Origin of the sequence: Arthrobacter echini, from assembly GCF_004803505.1 — a bacterium.
Taxonomy (GTDB): domain Bacteria; phylum Actinomycetota; class Actinomycetes; order Actinomycetales; family Micrococcaceae; genus Arthrobacter_D; species Arthrobacter_D echini.
The window spans coordinates 21,251-38,474 of the sequence record NZ_SSWH01000006.1 but is presented as its reverse complement, the minus strand read 5'-3'; the positions used below and the strand labels follow the sequence as shown (position 1 = coordinate 38,474).

The 17,224-nt window shown below is 64.5% G+C and carries 21 protein-coding genes; all 21 read left to right on the top strand.

Translation table 11 applies throughout. From position 1 onward, the window contains the following. Nucleotides 1–101 precede the first annotated feature (101 nt). Nucleotides 102–3,992 (top strand): DNA-directed RNA polymerase subunit beta', encoded by a 3,891-nt coding sequence (locus tag E8P82_RS08145; protein ID WP_136454007.1) that lies wholly within the window; start codon nucleotides 102–104, stop codon nucleotides 3,990–3,992. Between the two features lie 290 nt (nucleotides 3,993–4,282). Then, complete coding sequence (rpsL, locus tag E8P82_RS08140) at nucleotides 4,283–4,657, top strand: 30S ribosomal protein S12 (RefSeq protein WP_136454006.1); 375 nt, start codon at nucleotides 4,283–4,285, stop codon at nucleotides 4,655–4,657. 1 nt (nucleotide 4,658) lies between these two features. Further along, entirely contained in the window at nucleotides 4,659–5,129 is a 471-nt protein-coding gene (gene rpsG, locus E8P82_RS08135) for a 30S ribosomal protein S7 (RefSeq protein ID WP_087076905.1), read from the top strand. Nucleotides 5,130–5,216: 87 nt separating this feature from the next. Next, the gene (gene fusA / locus E8P82_RS08130) at nucleotides 5,217–7,331 is read left to right on the top strand and encodes an elongation factor G (RefSeq protein ID WP_136454005.1); all 2,115 of its coding nucleotides are present in this window, start codon (nucleotides 5,217–5,219) and stop codon (nucleotides 7,329–7,331) included. 198 nt (nucleotides 7,332–7,529) lie between these two features. Beyond that, entirely contained in the window at nucleotides 7,530–8,720 is a 1,191-nt protein-coding gene (gene tuf, locus E8P82_RS08125) for an elongation factor Tu (RefSeq protein ID WP_136454004.1), read from the top strand. Between the two features lie 87 nt (nucleotides 8,721–8,807). After that, complete coding sequence (locus E8P82_RS08120; protein ID WP_136454003.1) at nucleotides 8,808–9,305, top strand: hypothetical protein; 498 nt, start codon at nucleotides 8,808–8,810, stop codon at nucleotides 9,303–9,305. A gap of 387 nt (nucleotides 9,306–9,692) precedes the next feature. After that, nucleotides 9,693–10,001, top strand: a complete 309-nt coding sequence (gene rpsJ, locus E8P82_RS08115; RefSeq protein ID WP_026531952.1) for a 30S ribosomal protein S10 — start codon at nucleotides 9,693–9,695, stop codon at nucleotides 9,999–10,001. 16 nt (nucleotides 10,002–10,017) lie between these two features. Further along, on the top strand, nucleotides 10,018–10,674 hold the full coding sequence (gene rplC / locus E8P82_RS08110) for a 50S ribosomal protein L3 (protein WP_136454002.1): 657 nt from the start codon (nucleotides 10,018–10,020) through the stop codon (nucleotides 10,672–10,674). 4 nt (nucleotides 10,675–10,678) lie between these two features. Beyond that, nucleotides 10,679–11,299 carry a 50S ribosomal protein L4 gene (gene rplD, locus E8P82_RS08105; protein WP_136454001.1) on the top strand — a complete coding sequence of 207 codons (621 nt, stop codon included), beginning with the start codon at nucleotides 10,679–10,681 and terminating at the stop codon, nucleotides 11,297–11,299. Continuing rightward, entirely contained in the window at nucleotides 11,296–11,601 is a 306-nt protein-coding gene (gene rplW / locus E8P82_RS08100) for a 50S ribosomal protein L23 (RefSeq protein WP_136454000.1), read from the top strand. Before rplD ends, rplW begins: the two co-directional genes overlap by 4 nt. A 31-nt stretch (nucleotides 11,602–11,632) precedes the next feature. Further along, nucleotides 11,633–12,472 (top strand): 50S ribosomal protein L2, encoded by an 840-nt coding sequence (rplB, locus tag E8P82_RS08095; RefSeq protein WP_136453999.1) that lies wholly within the window; start codon nucleotides 11,633–11,635, stop codon nucleotides 12,470–12,472. 12 nt (nucleotides 12,473–12,484) lie between these two features. Beyond that, nucleotides 12,485–12,766 carry a 30S ribosomal protein S19 gene (gene rpsS, locus E8P82_RS08090; protein WP_136453998.1) on the top strand — a complete coding sequence of 94 codons (282 nt, stop codon included), beginning with the start codon at nucleotides 12,485–12,487 and terminating at the stop codon, nucleotides 12,764–12,766. Nucleotides 12,767–12,802: 36 nt separating this feature from the next. Beyond that, nucleotides 12,803–13,168: a 50S ribosomal protein L22 gene (gene rplV / locus E8P82_RS08085; RefSeq protein ID WP_087030095.1), complete on the top strand. Its 366-nt coding sequence runs from the start codon at nucleotides 12,803–12,805 to the stop codon at nucleotides 13,166–13,168. Beyond that, entirely contained in the window at nucleotides 13,169–14,002 is an 834-nt protein-coding gene (gene rpsC / locus E8P82_RS08080; RefSeq protein WP_136453997.1) for a 30S ribosomal protein S3, read from the top strand. Further along, nucleotides 14,003–14,419, top strand: a complete 417-nt coding sequence (gene rplP, locus E8P82_RS08075) for a 50S ribosomal protein L16 (RefSeq protein WP_136453996.1) — start codon at nucleotides 14,003–14,005, stop codon at nucleotides 14,417–14,419. 2 nt (nucleotides 14,420–14,421) lie between these two features. Next, nucleotides 14,422–14,766 (top strand): 50S ribosomal protein L29, encoded by a 345-nt coding sequence (rpmC, locus tag E8P82_RS08070; RefSeq protein WP_136453995.1) that lies wholly within the window; start codon nucleotides 14,422–14,424, stop codon nucleotides 14,764–14,766. Continuing rightward, nucleotides 14,763–15,074 (top strand): 30S ribosomal protein S17, encoded by a 312-nt coding sequence (gene rpsQ, locus E8P82_RS08065; protein ID WP_136453994.1) that lies wholly within the window; start codon nucleotides 14,763–14,765, stop codon nucleotides 15,072–15,074. Before rpmC ends, rpsQ begins: the two co-directional genes overlap by 4 nt. 318 nt (nucleotides 15,075–15,392) lie before the next feature. Then, nucleotides 15,393–15,761, top strand: coding sequence for a 50S ribosomal protein L14 (gene rplN / locus E8P82_RS08060; RefSeq protein WP_026549116.1), 369 nt, complete (start codon nucleotides 15,393–15,395; stop codon nucleotides 15,759–15,761). 3 nt (nucleotides 15,762–15,764) lie between these two features. After that, on the top strand, nucleotides 15,765–16,139 hold the full coding sequence (gene rplX, locus E8P82_RS08055; RefSeq protein ID WP_136453993.1) for a 50S ribosomal protein L24: 375 nt from the start codon (nucleotides 15,765–15,767) through the stop codon (nucleotides 16,137–16,139). Then, nucleotides 16,139–16,723 (top strand): 50S ribosomal protein L5, encoded by a 585-nt coding sequence (gene rplE, locus E8P82_RS08050; protein WP_136453992.1) that lies wholly within the window; start codon nucleotides 16,139–16,141, stop codon nucleotides 16,721–16,723. The genes rplX and rplE overlap by 1 nt, the downstream gene beginning before the upstream one ends. Nucleotides 16,724–16,810: 87 nt before the next feature. Beyond that, nucleotides 16,811–17,209, top strand: coding sequence for a 30S ribosomal protein S8 (gene rpsH / locus E8P82_RS08045; RefSeq protein WP_136453991.1), 399 nt, complete (start codon nucleotides 16,811–16,813; stop codon nucleotides 17,207–17,209). Nucleotides 17,210–17,224: the final 15 nt, after the last annotated feature.

The window sequence follows — 17,224 nt, the reverse complement described above, 5'->3', positions numbered from 1 at the left end:
GTTCCAGGCGCCGGGCCAGACACCCGACACGCGCCCAGCACTCTTCGCCGCACCCCACAAGACTTCACGAATTTAGAGAACAAAGAGAGAACAGGGACCCTATGTCCAGCGAATCCTCCTTCGGCCTCATGCGAATCGGCCTTGCCACCGCGGACGAAATCCGTGGCTGGTCCTACGGCGAGGTCAAGAAGCCGGAAACCATCAACTACCGCACGCTCAAGCCCGAGAAGGACGGACTCTTCTGCGAGAAGATCTTCGGCCCTTCCCGCGACTGGGAATGCTACTGCGGCAAGTACAAGCGCGTGCGCTTCAAGGGCATCATCTGTGAGCGCTGCGGCGTCGAGGTCACCCGCGCCAAGGTGCGCCGCGAGCGCATGGGGCACATCGAGCTCGCCGCTCCCGTCACGCACATCTGGTACTTCAAGGGCGTTCCCTCACGCCTCGGGTACCTCCTGGACCTGGCACCGAAGGACCTCGAGAAGGTCATCTACTTCGCCGCCTACATGATCACCTCGGTCGACGAGGAGAACCGCCACGCCGAGCTGCCCAATCTCCAGGCCGAGCACGACCTCGAGAAGAAGCAGATGACGGATCAGCGCGATTCGGACATCGCCGCTATCGCCAAGGATCTCGAGGACGAGCTCGCCCGCCTCGAGGGCGAGGGCGCCAAGGCTGCGGACAAGAAGAAGGCCCGCGACTCTGCGGACCGTCAGATGGCCAATGTCCGCAAGCGGGCGGATGCCGACATCGAGCGGCTCGTCCAGGTGTGGGAGCGCTTCAAGACCCTCAAGGTCGCCGATCTCGAGGGTGACGAGGGGCTCTACCGTGAACTGCGTGACCGGTACGGTCTGTACTTCGAGGGCTCCATGGGTGCCGAGGCGATCAAGAAGCGGCTCGAGACCTTCGACATGGCCGCGGAAGCCGAAATGCTTCGCGACATCATCCAGAACGGCAAGGGCCAGCGCAAGACGCGCGCCCTGAAGCGCCTGAAGGTCGTCAATGCATTCCTGACCACGACGAACAGCCCGCTGGGCATGGTCCTCGACGCCGTTCCCGTGATCCCGCCGGAACTGCGTCCGATGGTCCAGCTCGACGGCGGCCGGTTCGCCACGTCCGATCTCAACGACCTCTACCGTCGTGTGATCAACAGGAACAACCGGCTCAAGCGCCTGCTCGATCTCGGAGCTCCCGAGATCATCGTGAACAACGAGAAGCGCATGCTCCAGGAAGCCGTCGACTCCCTGTTCGACAACGGTCGGCGCGGCCGTCCGGTCACCGGACCGGGCAACCGTCCGCTGAAGTCGCTCTCCGACATGCTCAAGGGCAAGCAGGGGCGGTTCCGCCAGAACCTCCTGGGCAAGCGCGTGGACTACTCGGGCCGTTCGGTCATCGTCGTCGGACCGCAGCTGAAGCTGCACCAGTGCGGCCTGCCCAAGCAGATGGCGCTGGAGCTCTTCAAGCCGTTCGTCATGAAGCGGCTGGTGGATCTCAATCACGCGCAGAACATCAAGAGTGCCAAGCGCATGGTCGAGCGCTACCGTCCCCAGGTATGGGACGTGCTCGAGGAGATCATCACCGAGCACCCCGTCCTGCTGAACCGTGCACCCACCCTGCACCGGCTCGGCATCCAGGCGTTCGAGCCGCAGCTCGTGGAAGGCAAGGCTCTCCAGCTCCACCCGCTGGTCTGTGCTGCGTTCAACGCCGACTTCGACGGCGACCAGATGGCAGTGCACCTGCCGCTGAGTCCCGAGGCCCAGGCCGAGGCACGCATCCTGATGCTCTCCTCGAACAACATCCTGAAGCCGTCCGACGGCCGTCCGGTGACCCTGCCCTCACAGGACATGATCATCGGCCTGCATCACCTCACCACCAAGCGCGAGGGTAGTGCGGGCGAGGGTCGGGTCTTCACGAGCCCGGCGGAAGCGATCATGGCGTACGACGCCGGTGAGCTGCACCTGAACTCGATCGTCCGCATCAGGGTCACCACGTTCGTGCCCAGCAGTGACATTGCTGCGCCCGAGGACTGGGAGCCCGGTACGCCGGCGCTCATCCAGACCTCGCTCGGACAGGTCCTGTTCAACGACACCCTCCCCGAGGACTATCCCTGGGTGGAGAAGGTGGCGGACAAGGGTCAGCTCTCCGCGATCGTCAATGATCTCGCGGAGCGCTATCCCAAGGTGGTCACCGCGGCGACGCTGGACAACCTGAAGGATGCCGGCTTCTACTGGGCGACCCGCTCGGGTGTCACCGTCGCGATCTCCGACATCTCCGCGCCGATCAACAAGGCCGGCATCATGGAGGGCTACGAGACGCAGGCCGCGAAGGTGCAGTCCCAGTTCGACAGGGGCCTGATCGCGGACGAGGAGCGCCGCCAGGAGCTCATCGACATCTGGAACAGGGCGACCAACGAGGTAGCCGCATCCATGCGTGAGGCCATGCCGAAGGACAACACCATCAACCGGATGGTGTCCTCGGGCGCTCGAGGCAACTGGCTGCAGGTCCGGCAGATCGCCGGTATCCGTGGTCTGGTGGCCAACCCGAAGGGCGAGATCATCCCGCGTCCGATCAAGTCCTCGTACCGTGAGGGTCTGTCGGTGCTCGAGTACTTCATCGCCACGCACGGTGCCCGGAAGGGCCTGGCCGACACCGCACTGCGTACGGCCAACTCGGGGTACCTGACACGCCGCCTCGTCGACGTCTCACAGGACGTCATCGTCCGCGAGGACGACTGCGGTACCGAGCGCGGGCTGAAGGTCACGATCGCCGTGCCGAACGCCGACGGCGAGCTGGTCCTGCACGAGGAGGTCGAGAACTCGGCCTACTCGCGCACGCTGGCCACCGACGTCGTCGACTCGACGGGGAAGGTGCTCGCCCCGGCGGGCTCCGATGTGGGCGACGTGCTCATCGGTGAACTGTTCGAGGCCGGCGTCGCCGACATCAAGGTGCGCTCCGTGCTCACCTGTGAATCAGGTGTCGGAACGTGTGCCCTGTGCTACGGCCGCTCGCTGGCCACCGGCAAGACCGTGGACATCGGCGAGGCGGTCGGTATCATCGCCGCCCAGTCGATCGGTGAGCCCGGGACGCAGTTGACCATGCGTACCTTCCACACCGGTGGTATCGCATCCGCGGAGGACATCACCCAGGGTCTGCCCCGTATCCAGGAGCTCTTCGAGGCCCGTACACCCAAGGGTGTCGCGCCGATCTCCGAGGTCGCAGGGCGCGTCACCGTGGAGGATGCCGAGAAGCAGCTCCGCCTGGTGGTCACACCCGACGACGGGTCCGAGGAGATCGCGTACCCGGTCCTGCGCCGTGCACGTCTGTTGGTCGCCGACGGGGATCACGTGGAGGTCGGGCAGCAGCTCGTCTTCGGCGCGGTCGATCCGAAGCAGATCCTGCGGATCCTCGGCCCGCGCAAGGCCCAGGAGTTCCTGGTGAACGAGGTGCAGCGCGTGTACCGCAGCCAGGGCGTGGGTATCCACGACAAGCACGTCGAGGTGATCGTCCGGCAGATGCTGCGTCGGGTCACCGTGATCGAGTCCGGCGAATCGGACCTGCTTCCCGGTGAACTGGCCGAGCGTCGTCGTTTCGAGGACGAGAACCGGCGCGTGGTGTCCGAGGGCAGGAAGCCGGCCTCCGGTCGTCCCGAGCTCATGGGTATCACCAAGGCCTCGTTGGCCACGGAATCGTGGCTCTCGGCCGCGTCCTTCCAGGAGACCACCCGTGTGCTCACACAGGCGGCCATGGAGGGCAAGAGTGATCCGCTGCTGGGTCTGAAGGAGAACGTGATCATCGGTAAGCTGATCCCGGCCGGAACCGGTCTGGATCGCTACACGAAGGTCACCGTGGAGCCCACGGAGGAGGCCAAGGCCAATCTCTTCACCGGTCCGAGCGCGTTCAGCGACTTCGACTACGCCGGTGTCGACAGCGGTCTGAGCCCGGAGTTCCAGGCGGTCCCGCTGGACGACTACGACATGGGGTCGGAGTTCCGCTGATCCGACGCGAACGAGAAGTCCCGCGCACCCCTCGGGTGCGCGGGACTTCTCGTCGGCAGGGAGATCCCCTCGCGACCGGTCGGTTCGGGGATGCCTGTACTCCTCTGGTATGCTAGGGACAATTGTTTGGCAGAGGATCGGCGCCGTCAAGGGCGCATCTCCGTGGTGTACGGATCGTGTACATCGAATGCCACCTTTTTTCACGCCTGCCGACAAGTGCGAACGGTCTCGGTCTGTAGGTCTGGCGCAAACGACCGTCATCATCTCTAGACAGTTCGGAGAACTCAGAAGTGCCAACTATCCAACAGCTGGTCCGTAAGGGCCGCACACCCAAGGTCGTCAAGACCAAGGCTCCCGCACTCAAGGGCAGCCCTATGAAGCGCGGCGTCTGCACCCGCGTCTACACGACCACCCCGAAGAAGCCGAACTCGGCGCTGCGCAAGGTTGCCCGCGTACGGCTCAACGGTGGTGTCGAGGTCACGGCGTACATTCCCGGCGTCGGCCACAACCTGCAGGAGCACTCCATCGTGCTCGTGCGCGGGGGCCGTGTGAAGGACCTCCCCGGTGTGCGGTACAAGATCGTCCGCGGCGCTCTGGACACCCAGGGCGTGAAGAACCGCAAGCAGGCTCGCAGCCGCTACGGAGCGAAGATGGAGAAGAAGTAATATGCCTCGCAAGGGTCCGGCCCCCAAGCGGCCGCTCGTCCTCGATCCTGTCTACGGTTCGCCACTGGTCACACAACTGATCAACAAGGTTCTCGTGGACGGCAAGAAGTCGACCGCGGAGCGCATCGTCTACGGCGCACTCGAGGGTGCTCGCGCCAAGTCCGGCGGCGATCCCGTGGCGGCACTGAAGAAGGCCATGGACAACGTGAAGCCGACCCTCGAGGTCCGCTCACGTCGCGTCGGCGGCGCAACGTACCAGGTACCCGTGGAGGTGAAGCCGGGTCGCTCCACGGCCCTGGCTCTGCGCTGGCTCGTCGGCTACTCGAAGGCGCGTCGTGAGAAGACCATGACCGAGCGCCTGCAGAACGAGATCCTCGACGCCTCCAACGGCCTCGGCGCCGCAGTGAAGCGCCGCGAGGACACGCACAAGATGGCCGAGTCGAACAAGGCCTTCGCACACTACCGCTGGTAACGACGCGCTCGGCCGGGTCGCGACCCCCACAGGGACGACCCGGCTCCGCGGCCGGCAGAACTCCATCTTCGTAAAAAGGGAGACACCGTGGCACAGGACGTGCTTACCGACCTCAACAAGGTCCGCAACATCGGCATCATGGCCCATATCGATGCCGGCAAGACAACGACTACAGAGCGCATCCTGTTCTACACGGGTGTCAACCACAAGATCGGCGAGACGCACGACGGCGCCTCCACGACCGACTGGATGGAGCAGGAGAAGGAGCGCGGCATCACCATCACGTCTGCCGCCGTGACCTGCTTCTGGGAGAACAACCAGATCAACATCATCGACACCCCCGGGCACGTCGACTTCACGGTCGAGGTGGAGCGTTCGCTGCGCGTCCTCGACGGTGCCGTTGCCGTGTTCGACGGCAAGGAAGGTGTCGAGCCGCAGTCCGAGACGGTGTGGCGCCAGGCCGACAAGTACGAAGTGCCCCGCATCTGTTTCGTCAACAAGATGGACAAGCTCGGCGCCGACTTCTACTACACGGTCGACACCATCGTCAGCCGCCTCGGGGCGAAGCCGCTCGTGCTGCAGCTGCCCATCGGGGCCGAGAACGACTTCGTCGGCGTCGTGGATCTGCTCTACATGCGTGCCCTGGTCTGGCCCGGCGACTCCAAGGGCGACGTGACCATGGGTGCCAGCTACGAGATCCAGGAGATCCCCGACGATCTCAAGGAGAAGGCCGAGCAGTACCGCGCGACGCTCGTGGAGACGGTCGCCGAGTCCTCGGACGAACTCATGGACAAGTACCTCGAGGGCGAGGAGATCTCGATCGAGGAACTCAAGGCCGGCATCCGCAGGATGACCGTCAACTCGGAGCTGTACCCGGTCCTGTGTGGCTCGGCGTTCAAGAACCGTGGTGTCCAGCCGATGCTCGACGCCGTCATCGACTACCTGCCCTCGCCGCTCGACGTGCCCGCGATGGTCGGGCACGATCCGCGGAACGAGGAGACGGAGATGACGCGTGCCCCCTCCACGGAGGAGCCGTTCGCGGCACTGGCGTTCAAGGTCGCGACCCACCCGTTCTTCGGTCAGCTGACGTTCATCCGCGTCTACTCCGGTCACGTGACCGCCGGTACGCAACTGGTGAACTCGACGAAGAACAAGAAGGAGCGCATCGGGAAGCTCTTCCAGATGCACGCGAACAAGGAGATCCCCGTCGACGAGGCCTTCGCAGGCCACATCTACGCCGCGATCGGACTCAAGGACACCACCACGGGAGACACGCTCTCCGACGCGTCGAGCCAGATCGTCCTCGAGTCCATGAGTTTCCCGGAGCCCGTGATCTCGGTCGCGATCGAACCCAAGACCAAGGGCGACCAGGAGAAGCTCTCCACGGCCATCCAGAAGCTCTCGGCCGAGGATCCCACCTTCCAGGTGTCCCTCAACGAGGACACCGGGCAGACGATCATCGCGGGCATGGGTGAGCTCCACCTGGACATCCTGGTGGATCGGATGCGGCGCGAATTCCGCGTCGAGGCGAATGTGGGCAAGCCACAGGTCGCCTATCGCGAGACCATCAAGTCCACGGTGGCCAAGCACGACTACACCCACAAGAAGCAGACGGGTGGGTCGGGGCAGTTCGCCAAGATCCAGATCGCCATCGAACCGATGGAGGTCGAGGAGGGCGTCCTGTACTCGTTCGAGAACAAGGTCACAGGCGGCCGCGTTCCCCGCGAGTACATCCCGAGCGTGGACGCCGGTATCCAGGATGCGCTCAACGACGGCGTCCTGGCCGGTTATCCCGTGGTGGGTATCAAGGCGACGCTGCTCGACGGCGCGTACCACGACGTCGACTCCTCGGAGATGGCGTTCAAGATCGCCGGACGCATGGCGTTCAAGGAAGCTGCGCGGATGGCCAAGCCCGTTCTGCTCGAGCCGCTGATGGAGGTCGAGGTCCGCACCCCCGAGGAGTACATGGGCGAGGTCATCGGCGACATCAACTCCCGCCGCGGCCAGATGCAGTCGATGGAGGACGCGAGCGGTGTGAAGGTCATCACCGCGCACGTCCCGCTCTCGGGCATGTTCGGCTACATCGGTGATCTGCGGTCGAAGACCCAGGGCCGCGCTGTCTACTCGATGAAGTTCGACAGCTACTCGGAGGTCCCCCGGGCAGTTGCCGACGAGATCATCCAGAAGACCCGCGGCGAATAGCGAAACCCCGGAGACGGGAGAGACAGGGCGGGGACGGCACCCCTCGAGGGAATGGCGTCCCCGCCCGGGTGTCGGTCCGCAACGACCGGCAGAGTAGTTCAGTTTCATCAAAATCAAAAGCCCCCAGTAGACTTGCAACAGTTTCGGTCGCGAAAAGCGCGGCTGGGAAGCAAATCTGAAACGTTCTAGGAGGAACCCGTGGCGAAGGCAAAGTTCGAGCGGACTAAGCCGCACGTTAACATCGGTACCATCGGTCACGTCGACCATGGGAAGACCACGTTGACGGCTGCCATTTCCAAGGTGCTGTACGACAAGTACCCCAATCTCAACGAGAGGCGTGACTTCGCGTCGATCGACTCGGCCCCCGAGGAGAAGCAGCGCGGCATCACCATCAACATCTCGCACGTCGAGTACGAGACCGAGAAGCGTCACTACGCCCACGTGGACGCCCCCGGTCACGCCGACTACATCAAGAACATGATCACCGGCGCCGCCCAGATGGACGGGGCAATCCTCGTTGTCGCCGCGACGGACGGACCCATGGCCCAGACCCGCGAGCACGTGCTGCTCGCCCGCCAGGTCGGTGTCCCCTACCTGCTGGTCGCGCTGAACAAGTCCGACATGGTCGACGACGAGGAGCTGCTGGACCTCGTCGAGATGGAGGTCCGTGAGCTGCTCAGCTCGCAGGGCTTCGAGGGTGACGATGCCCCCGTGGTGCGCGTCTCGGGCCTGAAGGCTCTCGAGGGCGACGCCGAGTGGGTCAAGTCGGTCGAGGACCTGATGGAAGCGGTCGACGAGAGCGTGCCCGATCCGGTGCGTGACAGGGACAAGCCCTTCCTGATGCCGGTCGAGGACGTCTTCACGATCACCGGTCGTGGAACCGTGGTCACGGGCCGTGCGGAACGCGGCACGCTGGCCATCAACTCGGAGGTCGAGATCGTCGGCATCCGGCCGATCCAGAAGACCACGGTCACCGGCATCGAGATGTTCCACAAGCAGCTCGACGAGGCCTGGGCGGGCGAGAACTGTGGCCTTCTGCTGCGCGGTATCAAGCGCGAGGACGTGGAGCGCGGACAGGTCATCGTGAAGCCCGGCTCCATCACGCCGCACACGGACTTCGAGGCCAACGTCTACATCCTGGCGAAGGACGAGGGCGGGCGTCACAACCCGTTCTACTCGAACTACCGTCCGCAGTTCTACTTCCGCACCACCGACGTCACCGGCGTCATCACACTGCCCGAGGGCACCGAGATGGTCATGCCCGGCGACAACACCGAAATGACGGTCGAGCTCATCCAGCCGATCGCCATGGAGGACGGACTCGGCTTCGCCATCCGCGAAGGTGGCCGCACCGTCGGTTCGGGACGTGTCACGAAGATCCTGAAGTAGCACCAGCAGTTCCAGACGCCGGCTCGTGCCGGTGACACCGGAAGGGCCCGGATCGCCGATCGGCGATGCGGGCCCTTCCGCTCTCTGTTGCTCCGGCACCTACACGGAGCTCAGAACTCACGCCCGAGTTCTCGGGTAGGGATTCGATGGCAGTGGTACTGGTGGTTTCCCCGGCGGGGTTCCTCGGGCTCGTCTTCGGGCAGGCTGGTTCCCGCAAGGGCCGAGCGGAACCTCCTCACGGGCGCCGGCTTCGCCCTCTCCCGCCGGGACCACCTGCCCTGGCTCGATGCCGCCGCGGCCCCCGCCGTCGCCCTTTTCTCCACCGCACTCGTCCAGCAGCTGACGACGGACGTCGATGGAACGCCGGGGACCGTCACGATGCAGGGTCTGCTCGGTGCCGTGCTGGGCCGTGGAATCCTCTGCACCGCCCGGACGGTCCTGCCGCCCAGCGGGCACCGCATGCTCCGCCGTCGGCTCCTCGCAGCCGTCGCGCTCGGACGGGAAGGCGCGGCAGCGGCTACGGCCACGATTCCCGCCGTGTCGGGGTCCTCCACGGCGGGGACGGGCGGGCGTGACGCCGGGTAGGCAGGAGTACGGGTGCCGGAAGAGCGAGGGCCGGGCACGCGTGGTTCGCAATCGACCCGGCGATCTGCGACACTAGATAAGTTGTTCACGTGCCGACAGGCGGTTTGCGGTTGCATCCCGGTCAGGATAATGCCTGATGCGGGGATCGGACCCACCGCCATGGACCACAGTGATCCGTCCAATCGACCAGATCAGGATGCAGTCGGTCACTCGTGACCAGGGTGAGCGACACGCCCGAGCGCGGGGGTCGGTACCGAGCAGGGTGAGGAACCCGGAGATCTCCGGATTCAGTCTGCGCGGGAAGCGTTGCACGGTGAACACAGATGCAGGTTGATTCCGGAGCTGCCCAGGCAGCTACCCACAGGTTAGAGAGAGAGTCGAGACGCCATGGCGGGACAGAAGATCCGCATCCGGCTGAAGTCGTATGACCACGAGGTCATCGACGTTTCAGCGCGGAAGATCGTTGAGACGGTGACGCGCGCAGGCGCAACGGTCGTGGGCCCCGTGCCCCTTCCGACGGAAAAGAACGTCTTCGTCGTCATCCGGTCTCCACACAAGTACAAGGACAGCCGCGAGCACTTCGAGATGCGCACGCACAAGCGGCTGATCGACATCATTGATCCCACGCCCAAGGCCGTCGATTCGCTGATGCGTCTCGATCTGCCGGCGGACGTGAACATCGAAATCAAGCTGTAGGGGAGAGCGGATACTCATGTCTACTTCACTTACACGCCAGGTCAAGGGTCTGCTCGGCACCAAGTTGGGAATGACGCAGGTCTGGGACGAGAACAACGTCCTTGTCCCGGTGACCGTCATCCAGGCCGACTCGAATGTCATCACGCAGCTGCTCAGCGAGGACACGGACGGCTACACGGCGGTCCAGATCGGCTTCGGCCAGATCGACCCCCGGAAGGTCACCCGGCCGCTCGCCGGCCACTTCGAGAAGGCAGGTGTCACGCCCCGCCGTCACGTCGTGGAGCTGCGCACCTCCGATGCCGAGTCCTACTCGCTCGGACAGGAACTGTCCGTCGAGATGTTCGACGCCGGCCAGCTGGTCGATGTCATCGGGACCACCAAGGGCAAGGGCTTCGCGGGCGTCATGAAGCGTCACGGCTTCCACGGTGTCGGAGCCTCCCACGGTGCACACAAGAACCACCGCAAGCCCGGTTCCATCGGTGGTGCATCCACCCCCAGCCGCGTCTTCCGAGGAATGAAAATGGCAGGCCGCATGGGTGCCGTTCGTCAGACCACGCTGAACCTCCGGGTCCACGCCGTGGACGTCGAGAAGTCGCTGCTGCTCATCAAGGGTGCCGTTCCCGGCGCCCGCGGACAGGTCGTCTTCGTACGCACCGCCGTGAAGGGAGCATAGCCACATGGCTGTCACAGTTCAGGTCGATCTCCCCGCGGAGATCTTCGATGCGCAGACCAACGTGCCCTTGATGCACCAGGTCGTCGTCGCCCAGCTTGCTGCCGCCCGCCAGGGTACGCACAAGACCAAGACCCGCGCCGAGGTCAGCGGCGCGGGCCGCAAGCCGTTCAAGCAGAAGGGCACGGGTCGCGCCCGCCAGGGGTCCATCCGCGAGCCCCAGATGACCGGTGGTGGTGTGGTCCACGGACCGACGCCGCGCGATTACAGCCAGCGGACGCCCAAGAAGATGAAGGCTGCCGCCCTGCGCGGTGCCCTCTCCGACCGGGCCCGCAACAACCGCATCCACGTCCTCGAGTCACTCGTCCAGGGCGAGCGGCCCTCGACGAAGGCTGCGATCGAGACCCTGCGGTCGGTGTCCGATCGGGCTCGCCTGCTCGTCGTGATCGAGCGTGACAACGACGTCGCTGCACTGTCCGTGCGCAACGTCCCCGCAGTTCACGTCCTCTACGTCGATCAGCTCAACACGTACGACGTGCTGGTCTCCGACGACGTGATCTTCTCCAAGGCCGCGTACGACCAGTTCGTCGGCTCTGCCGATGCCATCTCCGAGGAGGACGCACAGTGAGCGGCACAATTGCCAAGGATCCGCGCGACGTGGTGATCGCGCCCGTCGTCTCGGAGAAGAGCTACGGCCTGATCGACGAGGGCAAGTACACCTTCCTGGTCGACCCCCGGTCGAACAAGGAAGAGATCAAGCTGGCGGTGGAGAAGATCTTCTCCGTGAAGGTCGACTCCATCAACACCATCAACCGGATCGGGAAGCGCAAGCGGACCAAGTTCGGCTGGGGCCAGCGCAAGGGCACCAAGCGTGCCATCGTGTCCCTCAAAGAGGGCTCGATCGACATCTTCGGCGGTCCGCTCTCCTAGGGCGGAGACCACTTTAACGAGGAATTGAGTTATGGCAATCCGTAAATACAAGCCGACAACGCCGGGCCGTCGTGGCTCGAGCGTCGCCGACTTCGCTGAAATCACCCGCTCGACACCTGAGAAGTCGTTGGTCCGTCCGCTGCCCAAGAACGGCGGACGTAACAACACTGGCAAGATCACCACGCGTCACAAAGGTGGTGGACACAAGCGCCAGTACAGGCTGATCGACTTCCGCCGCCACGACAAGGACGGCGTCGATGCGCGCGTCGCGGAGATCGAGTACGACCCCAACCGCACGGCGCGCATCGCCCTCCTGCACTACGTCGACGGCACGAAGCGCTACATCATCGCGCCGAACAGGCTCCGGCAGGGTGACTTCGTCGAGGCAGGTGCCGGGGCGGACATCAAGCCGGGCAACAATCTGCCGCTGCGCAACATCCCCGTCGGTACGGTCATCCACGCCGTCGAGCTTCGTCCGGGGGGAGGCGCCAAGATGGCTCGCTCCGCCGGTGCCTCGGTGCAGCTCGTCGCCAAGGAAGGCCGTTTCGCCCAGCTGCGCCTGCCGTCCGGCGAGATCCGCAACGTGGACGTCCGCTGCCGCGCGACGGTCGGCGAGGTGGGCAACGCCGAACAGTCGAACATCAACTGGGGCAAGGCCGGCCGCAATCGCTGGAAGGGTATCCGCCCGACGGTGCGCGGCGTAGCCATGAACCCCGTCGACCACCCCCACGGTGGCGGCGAGGGCAAGACCTCCGGTGGTCGTCACCCGGTCAACCCGAACGGCAAGCCCGAGGGCCGTACCCGGCGCCCCAACAAAGAGAGCGATTCACTCATCGTGCGTCGCCGTCGATCCGGCAAGAACAAGCGATAGGAGCCTGGAGACATGCCACGCAGCCTGAAGAAAGGCCCCTTCGTCGACCAGCACCTGTACGTCAAGGTGGCACGCGAGAACGAATCGGGCAAGAAGAACGTCATCAAGACCTGGTCCCGCCGCTCCATGATCGTCCCCGACATGCTCGGGCACACGATCGCGGTGCATGACGGGCGCAAGCACATCCCGGTGTTCGTCACCGAATCGATGGTCGGGCACAAGCTCGGCGAATTCGCGCCGACGCGGACATTCCGCGGCCATGTCAAGGACGACCGCAAGGGCAAGCGCCGCTAGGCGCTGCTCTTCGGATAAGACGAGAGAAGGAAAGCAATGGAAGCCAAGGCTATTGCGCGGCACATCCGCGTGACGCCTATGAAGGCCCGGCGCGTCGTCAACCTTGTTCGTGGTAAGCAGGCGAACGAGGCTCTGGCTATTCTGAAGTTTGCCCCACAGGTTGCTTCGGAGCCGGTTTTCAAGGTGGTCCAGTCGGCAGTCGCCAACGCCCGCGTCCGCGCGGACCGTGACGGCGTCGCCTTCGACGAGGACAACCTCATCATCAGTGAAGCATTCGTTGATGAAGGCCCCACGATGAAGCGGTTCCGGCCGCGAGCCCAGGGCCGCGCGTTCCGCATCAACAAGCGGACCAGCCACATCACGGTTGTCGTAGCTACCCCTGAGAAAGTGGAGGTCCGCTAAGTGGGACAGAAGATCAACCCGCACGGGTTCCGACTCGGTATCACCACTGACCACAGGTCACACTGGTTCGCCGACAGCAACAAGCCCGGTCAGCGCTACCGCGACTTCGTCCGCGAGGACATCAAGATCCGCCAGCTCATGTCCACGGGCATGGACCGCGCGGGAATCGCCAAGGTCGAGATCGAGCGCACCCGCGACCGCGTTCGCGTGGACATCCACACCGCGCGTCCCGGGATCGTCATCGGTCGTCGTGGCGCAGAGGCCGACCGCATCCGCGGCGAGCTCGAGAAGCTCACGGGCAAGCAGGTGCAGCTGAACATCCTCGAGGTCAAGAACCCCGAGATCGAGGCGCAGCTGGTGGCCCAGGGCGTCGCCGAGCAGCTCTCTTCGCGTGTGGCGTTCCGCCGCGCGATGAAGAAGGCCATCCAGTCGGCACAGCGTGCCGGCGCCAAGGGTATCCGTGTCCAGTGCTCGGGTCGCCTGGGTGGAGCGGAGATGAGCCGTTCGGAGTTCTACCGCGAGGGACGCGTTCCCCTGCACACGCTCCGGGCGAACATCGACTACGGCTTCTTCGAGGCCAAGACCACGTTCGGCCGTATCGGCGTGAAGGTCTGGATCTACAAGGGCGACGTCACGGCGAAGGAGCTCGCGGCCCAGGCTGCAGCAGCGCCGTCGCGTGGCCGTAGCTCGGACCGTCCGGGTCGAGGCCCGGCCGGCGCGGATCGCGGTGGCGAGCGCCGCCGTCGGGCGCCGGAGCGCTCCGAGGGGCAGGGAGCCCAGGCTCCCGCCGAGACCGCAGCAGCTCCCGCTGCCGCTGAAGGAGGACAGGCTTAAATGCTCATCCCACGTCGAGTAAGGTTCCGCAAGCAGCATCACCCGGGTCGATCGGGCGCTGCGACGGGCGGTACGGAGGTCAGCTTCGGCGAGTGGGGTATCCAGGCGCTGAGCCCGGCATACGTCACCAACCGGCAGATCGAGTCCGCTCGTATCGCCATGACCCGTCACATCAAGCGTGGCGGCAAGGTCTGGATCAACATCTATCCGGACCGTCCGTTGACCAAGAAGCCCGCCGAGACCCGTATGGGTTCCGGTAAGGGTTCGCCCGAGTGGTGGGTGGCCAACGTCAAGCCCGGACGGGTTCTCTTCGAACTGTCCGGTGTTTCCGAGGAGGTAGCCCGCGAAGCCATGCGCCTCGCGATCCACAAGCTGCCGTTGAAGGCACGCATCGTGCACCGTGAGGGTGGTGAATAGCCATGGCGCTGGGTTCAAAGGAACTGGCGACAGACCAGCTGGACGGCTTCGACAAGGACCGTCTGGTGGAAGAGCTGCGCAAGGCCAAGGAGGAGCTGTTCAATCTCCGCTTCCAGTCGGCCACCGGTCAGCTCGAGAGCCATGGCCGGCTCCGCTCGGTCAAGCGCGACATCGCGCGTATCTACACGGTGCTGCGTGAGCGTGAACTGGGTATTCGTCCCGAGGTGCTCGCTCCTGTCGAGGAGGCGACGCCCGCCAAGGCGGAGAAGACCCGGAAATCCAGGAAGGCCGCCGCTAAGGATGACTCCTCCGTCGGCACCGAGGCTTCTGAGGAGGACGCCAAATGAGTGAGCAGCAGAGCGAGACGACCGCAGTACCCGAGAAAGCGGTTCATGACGCGTCGTCGCGGGGATACCGCAAGATCCGCCGCGGCTACGTGGTCTCGGACAAGATGCAGAAGACCATCGTCGTCGAGGTCGAGGACCGGGTGAAGCACGGCCTGTACGGCAAGGTGCTTCGCCGGACCTCGAAGGTGAAGGCTCATGACGAGCTGGACGCCGCCGGTGTCGGAGATCTCGTCGTGATCAGCGAGACCCGCCCGCTGTCGGCCACCAAGCGGTGGCGCCTGGTGGAGATCGTCGAGAAGGCGAAGTAGCAGACAACAGTAGACACTGAGCAGGATCGGGGAGCGGTACCACCTCTTCCCACGCGCTGTGCCCCGGATGCGATTTCGTATCCGGGGCACAGCCGCGATATGATCAGAATCTTGTCTGTCCGGTGGGCTGACGCATGCCCTGAGGGGATCGGCACACCGGGCACATAGGCAAAAGCCCGCTGATCTTGTTCGGCACGACTCTCCCCTGCAGAGGATCTCGTCCTCTCCTGCTCGTGCCGAGTACCAGTATCACGGGGCCAACCCATATCCGTTCCGCAAGGCTCGAGCAGAGAACCGGCGCGACGACAGGAGTAATGAGTGATTCAGCAGGAATCGCGGCTGAAGATCGCCGACAACACGGGCGCCAAGGAAATCTTGACGATCCGTGTCCTCGGAGGATCCGGGCGCCGCTACGCAGGTATCGGTGACGTGATCGTCGCCACCGTGAAGGATGCCATCCCCGGTGGCAACGTGAAGAAGGGCGACGTCGTCAAGGCCGTCATCGTCCGCACCAAGAAGGAACGCCGCCGTGCGGACGGCTCCTACATCAAGTTCGATGAGAACGCAGCAGTGATCCTGAAGAACGACGGCGACCCGCGCGGTACCCGTATCTTCGGCCCTGTCGGTCGCGAACTGCGCGACAAGCGTTTCATGAAGATCATCTCGCTGGCGCCGGAGGTGCTGTAGTCCATGGCACAGAAGACAAAGCTCAGGATCAAGAAGGGTGACCTCGTCCAGGTCATCACGGGAGCCAAGCAGGAGCGCGGCGGAGACCGCGGCAAGCAGGGCAAGGTGCTGAAGGTCTTCCCGGAGACCAACCGCGTTCTCGTCGAGGGCATCAACAGGGTCACGAAACACACCAAGGCGGGCCAGTCGCAGCGCGGAACCACGACCGGTGGTATCGAGGTCATGGAGGCCCCCGTGCACATCAGCAACGTCGCCGTCGTCGATCCGGAGACCAAGAAGCCGACCCGCGTCGGGTACCGCACCGAGACCGTCCAGCGTGACGGCCGCGATCGCGTGGTCCGCATCCGCGTGGCCAAGTCGTCAGGGAAGGATCTGTAATGACTGTCGAAACCACAGGTACCACAGAAGCAGCAGCTCTCCCACGCCTCAAGGCACGCTACGCATCGGAGATCAAGTCCAGTCTTCAGGAGGAGTTCGGGTACTCCAACGTCAATCAGGTGCCCCGCCTGGTGAAGGTCGTCGTCAACATGGGTGTCGGTGATGCGGCGAAGGACTCCAAGCTGATCGACGGCGCAGTCAAGGACCTCACCGCCATCACCGGTCAGAAGCCGCAGGTCACCAGGGCCCGCAAGTCGATCGCCCAGTTCAAGCTCAGGGAGGGAATGCCCATCGGCGCCCACGCCACCCTGCGTGGCGATCGGATGTGGGAGTTCACCGACCGGCTCGTCTCCCTGGCACTGCCCCGTATCCGCGATTTCCGCGGCCTCAACGGCAAGCAGTTCGACGGTAACGGCAACTACACCTTCGGTCTCACCGAGCAGTCGATGTTCCATGAGATCGACCAGGACAGGATCGACCGCGTCCGTGGCATGGACATCACCGTCGTGACCACTGCCAAGACCGACGCCGAGGGCCGAGCGCTCCTCAAGGCGCTCGGATTCCCGTTCAAATCCGAAGATTAATCCAACTACGTCTCAGGTCCACTCCTGCCGCCGCAGCACGCGCCCGCAGGAACCGGGAAACCGTTTCGAGGAAGGGCAAGAGCCCACATGACAATGACAGATCCTGTCGCAGACATGCTGACGCGTCTGCGCAATGCAAACTCGGCATACCACGACTCCGTGTCGATGCCGTACAGCAAGCTGAAGGCCCGCGTGGCTGACATCCTCAAGGCCGAGGGCTACATCGCCGGCTGGAAGGAAGAGGAGGCCGAGGTGGGCAAGAAGCTCACCCTGGACCTCAAGTTCGGACCCGACCGGCAGCGTTCCATCGCCGGCATCCGCCGTATCTCCAAGCCGGGGCTGCGCGTCTACGCGAAGTCCACCAATCTGCCCCACGTTCTCGGGGGCCTCGGAATCGCGATCCTGTCCACGTCCTCCGGTCTGCTCACGGACCGCCAGGCATCCAAGAAGGGCGTGGGTGGGGAAGTCCTCGCCTACGTCTGGTAACGGGAAAGGGAAAAG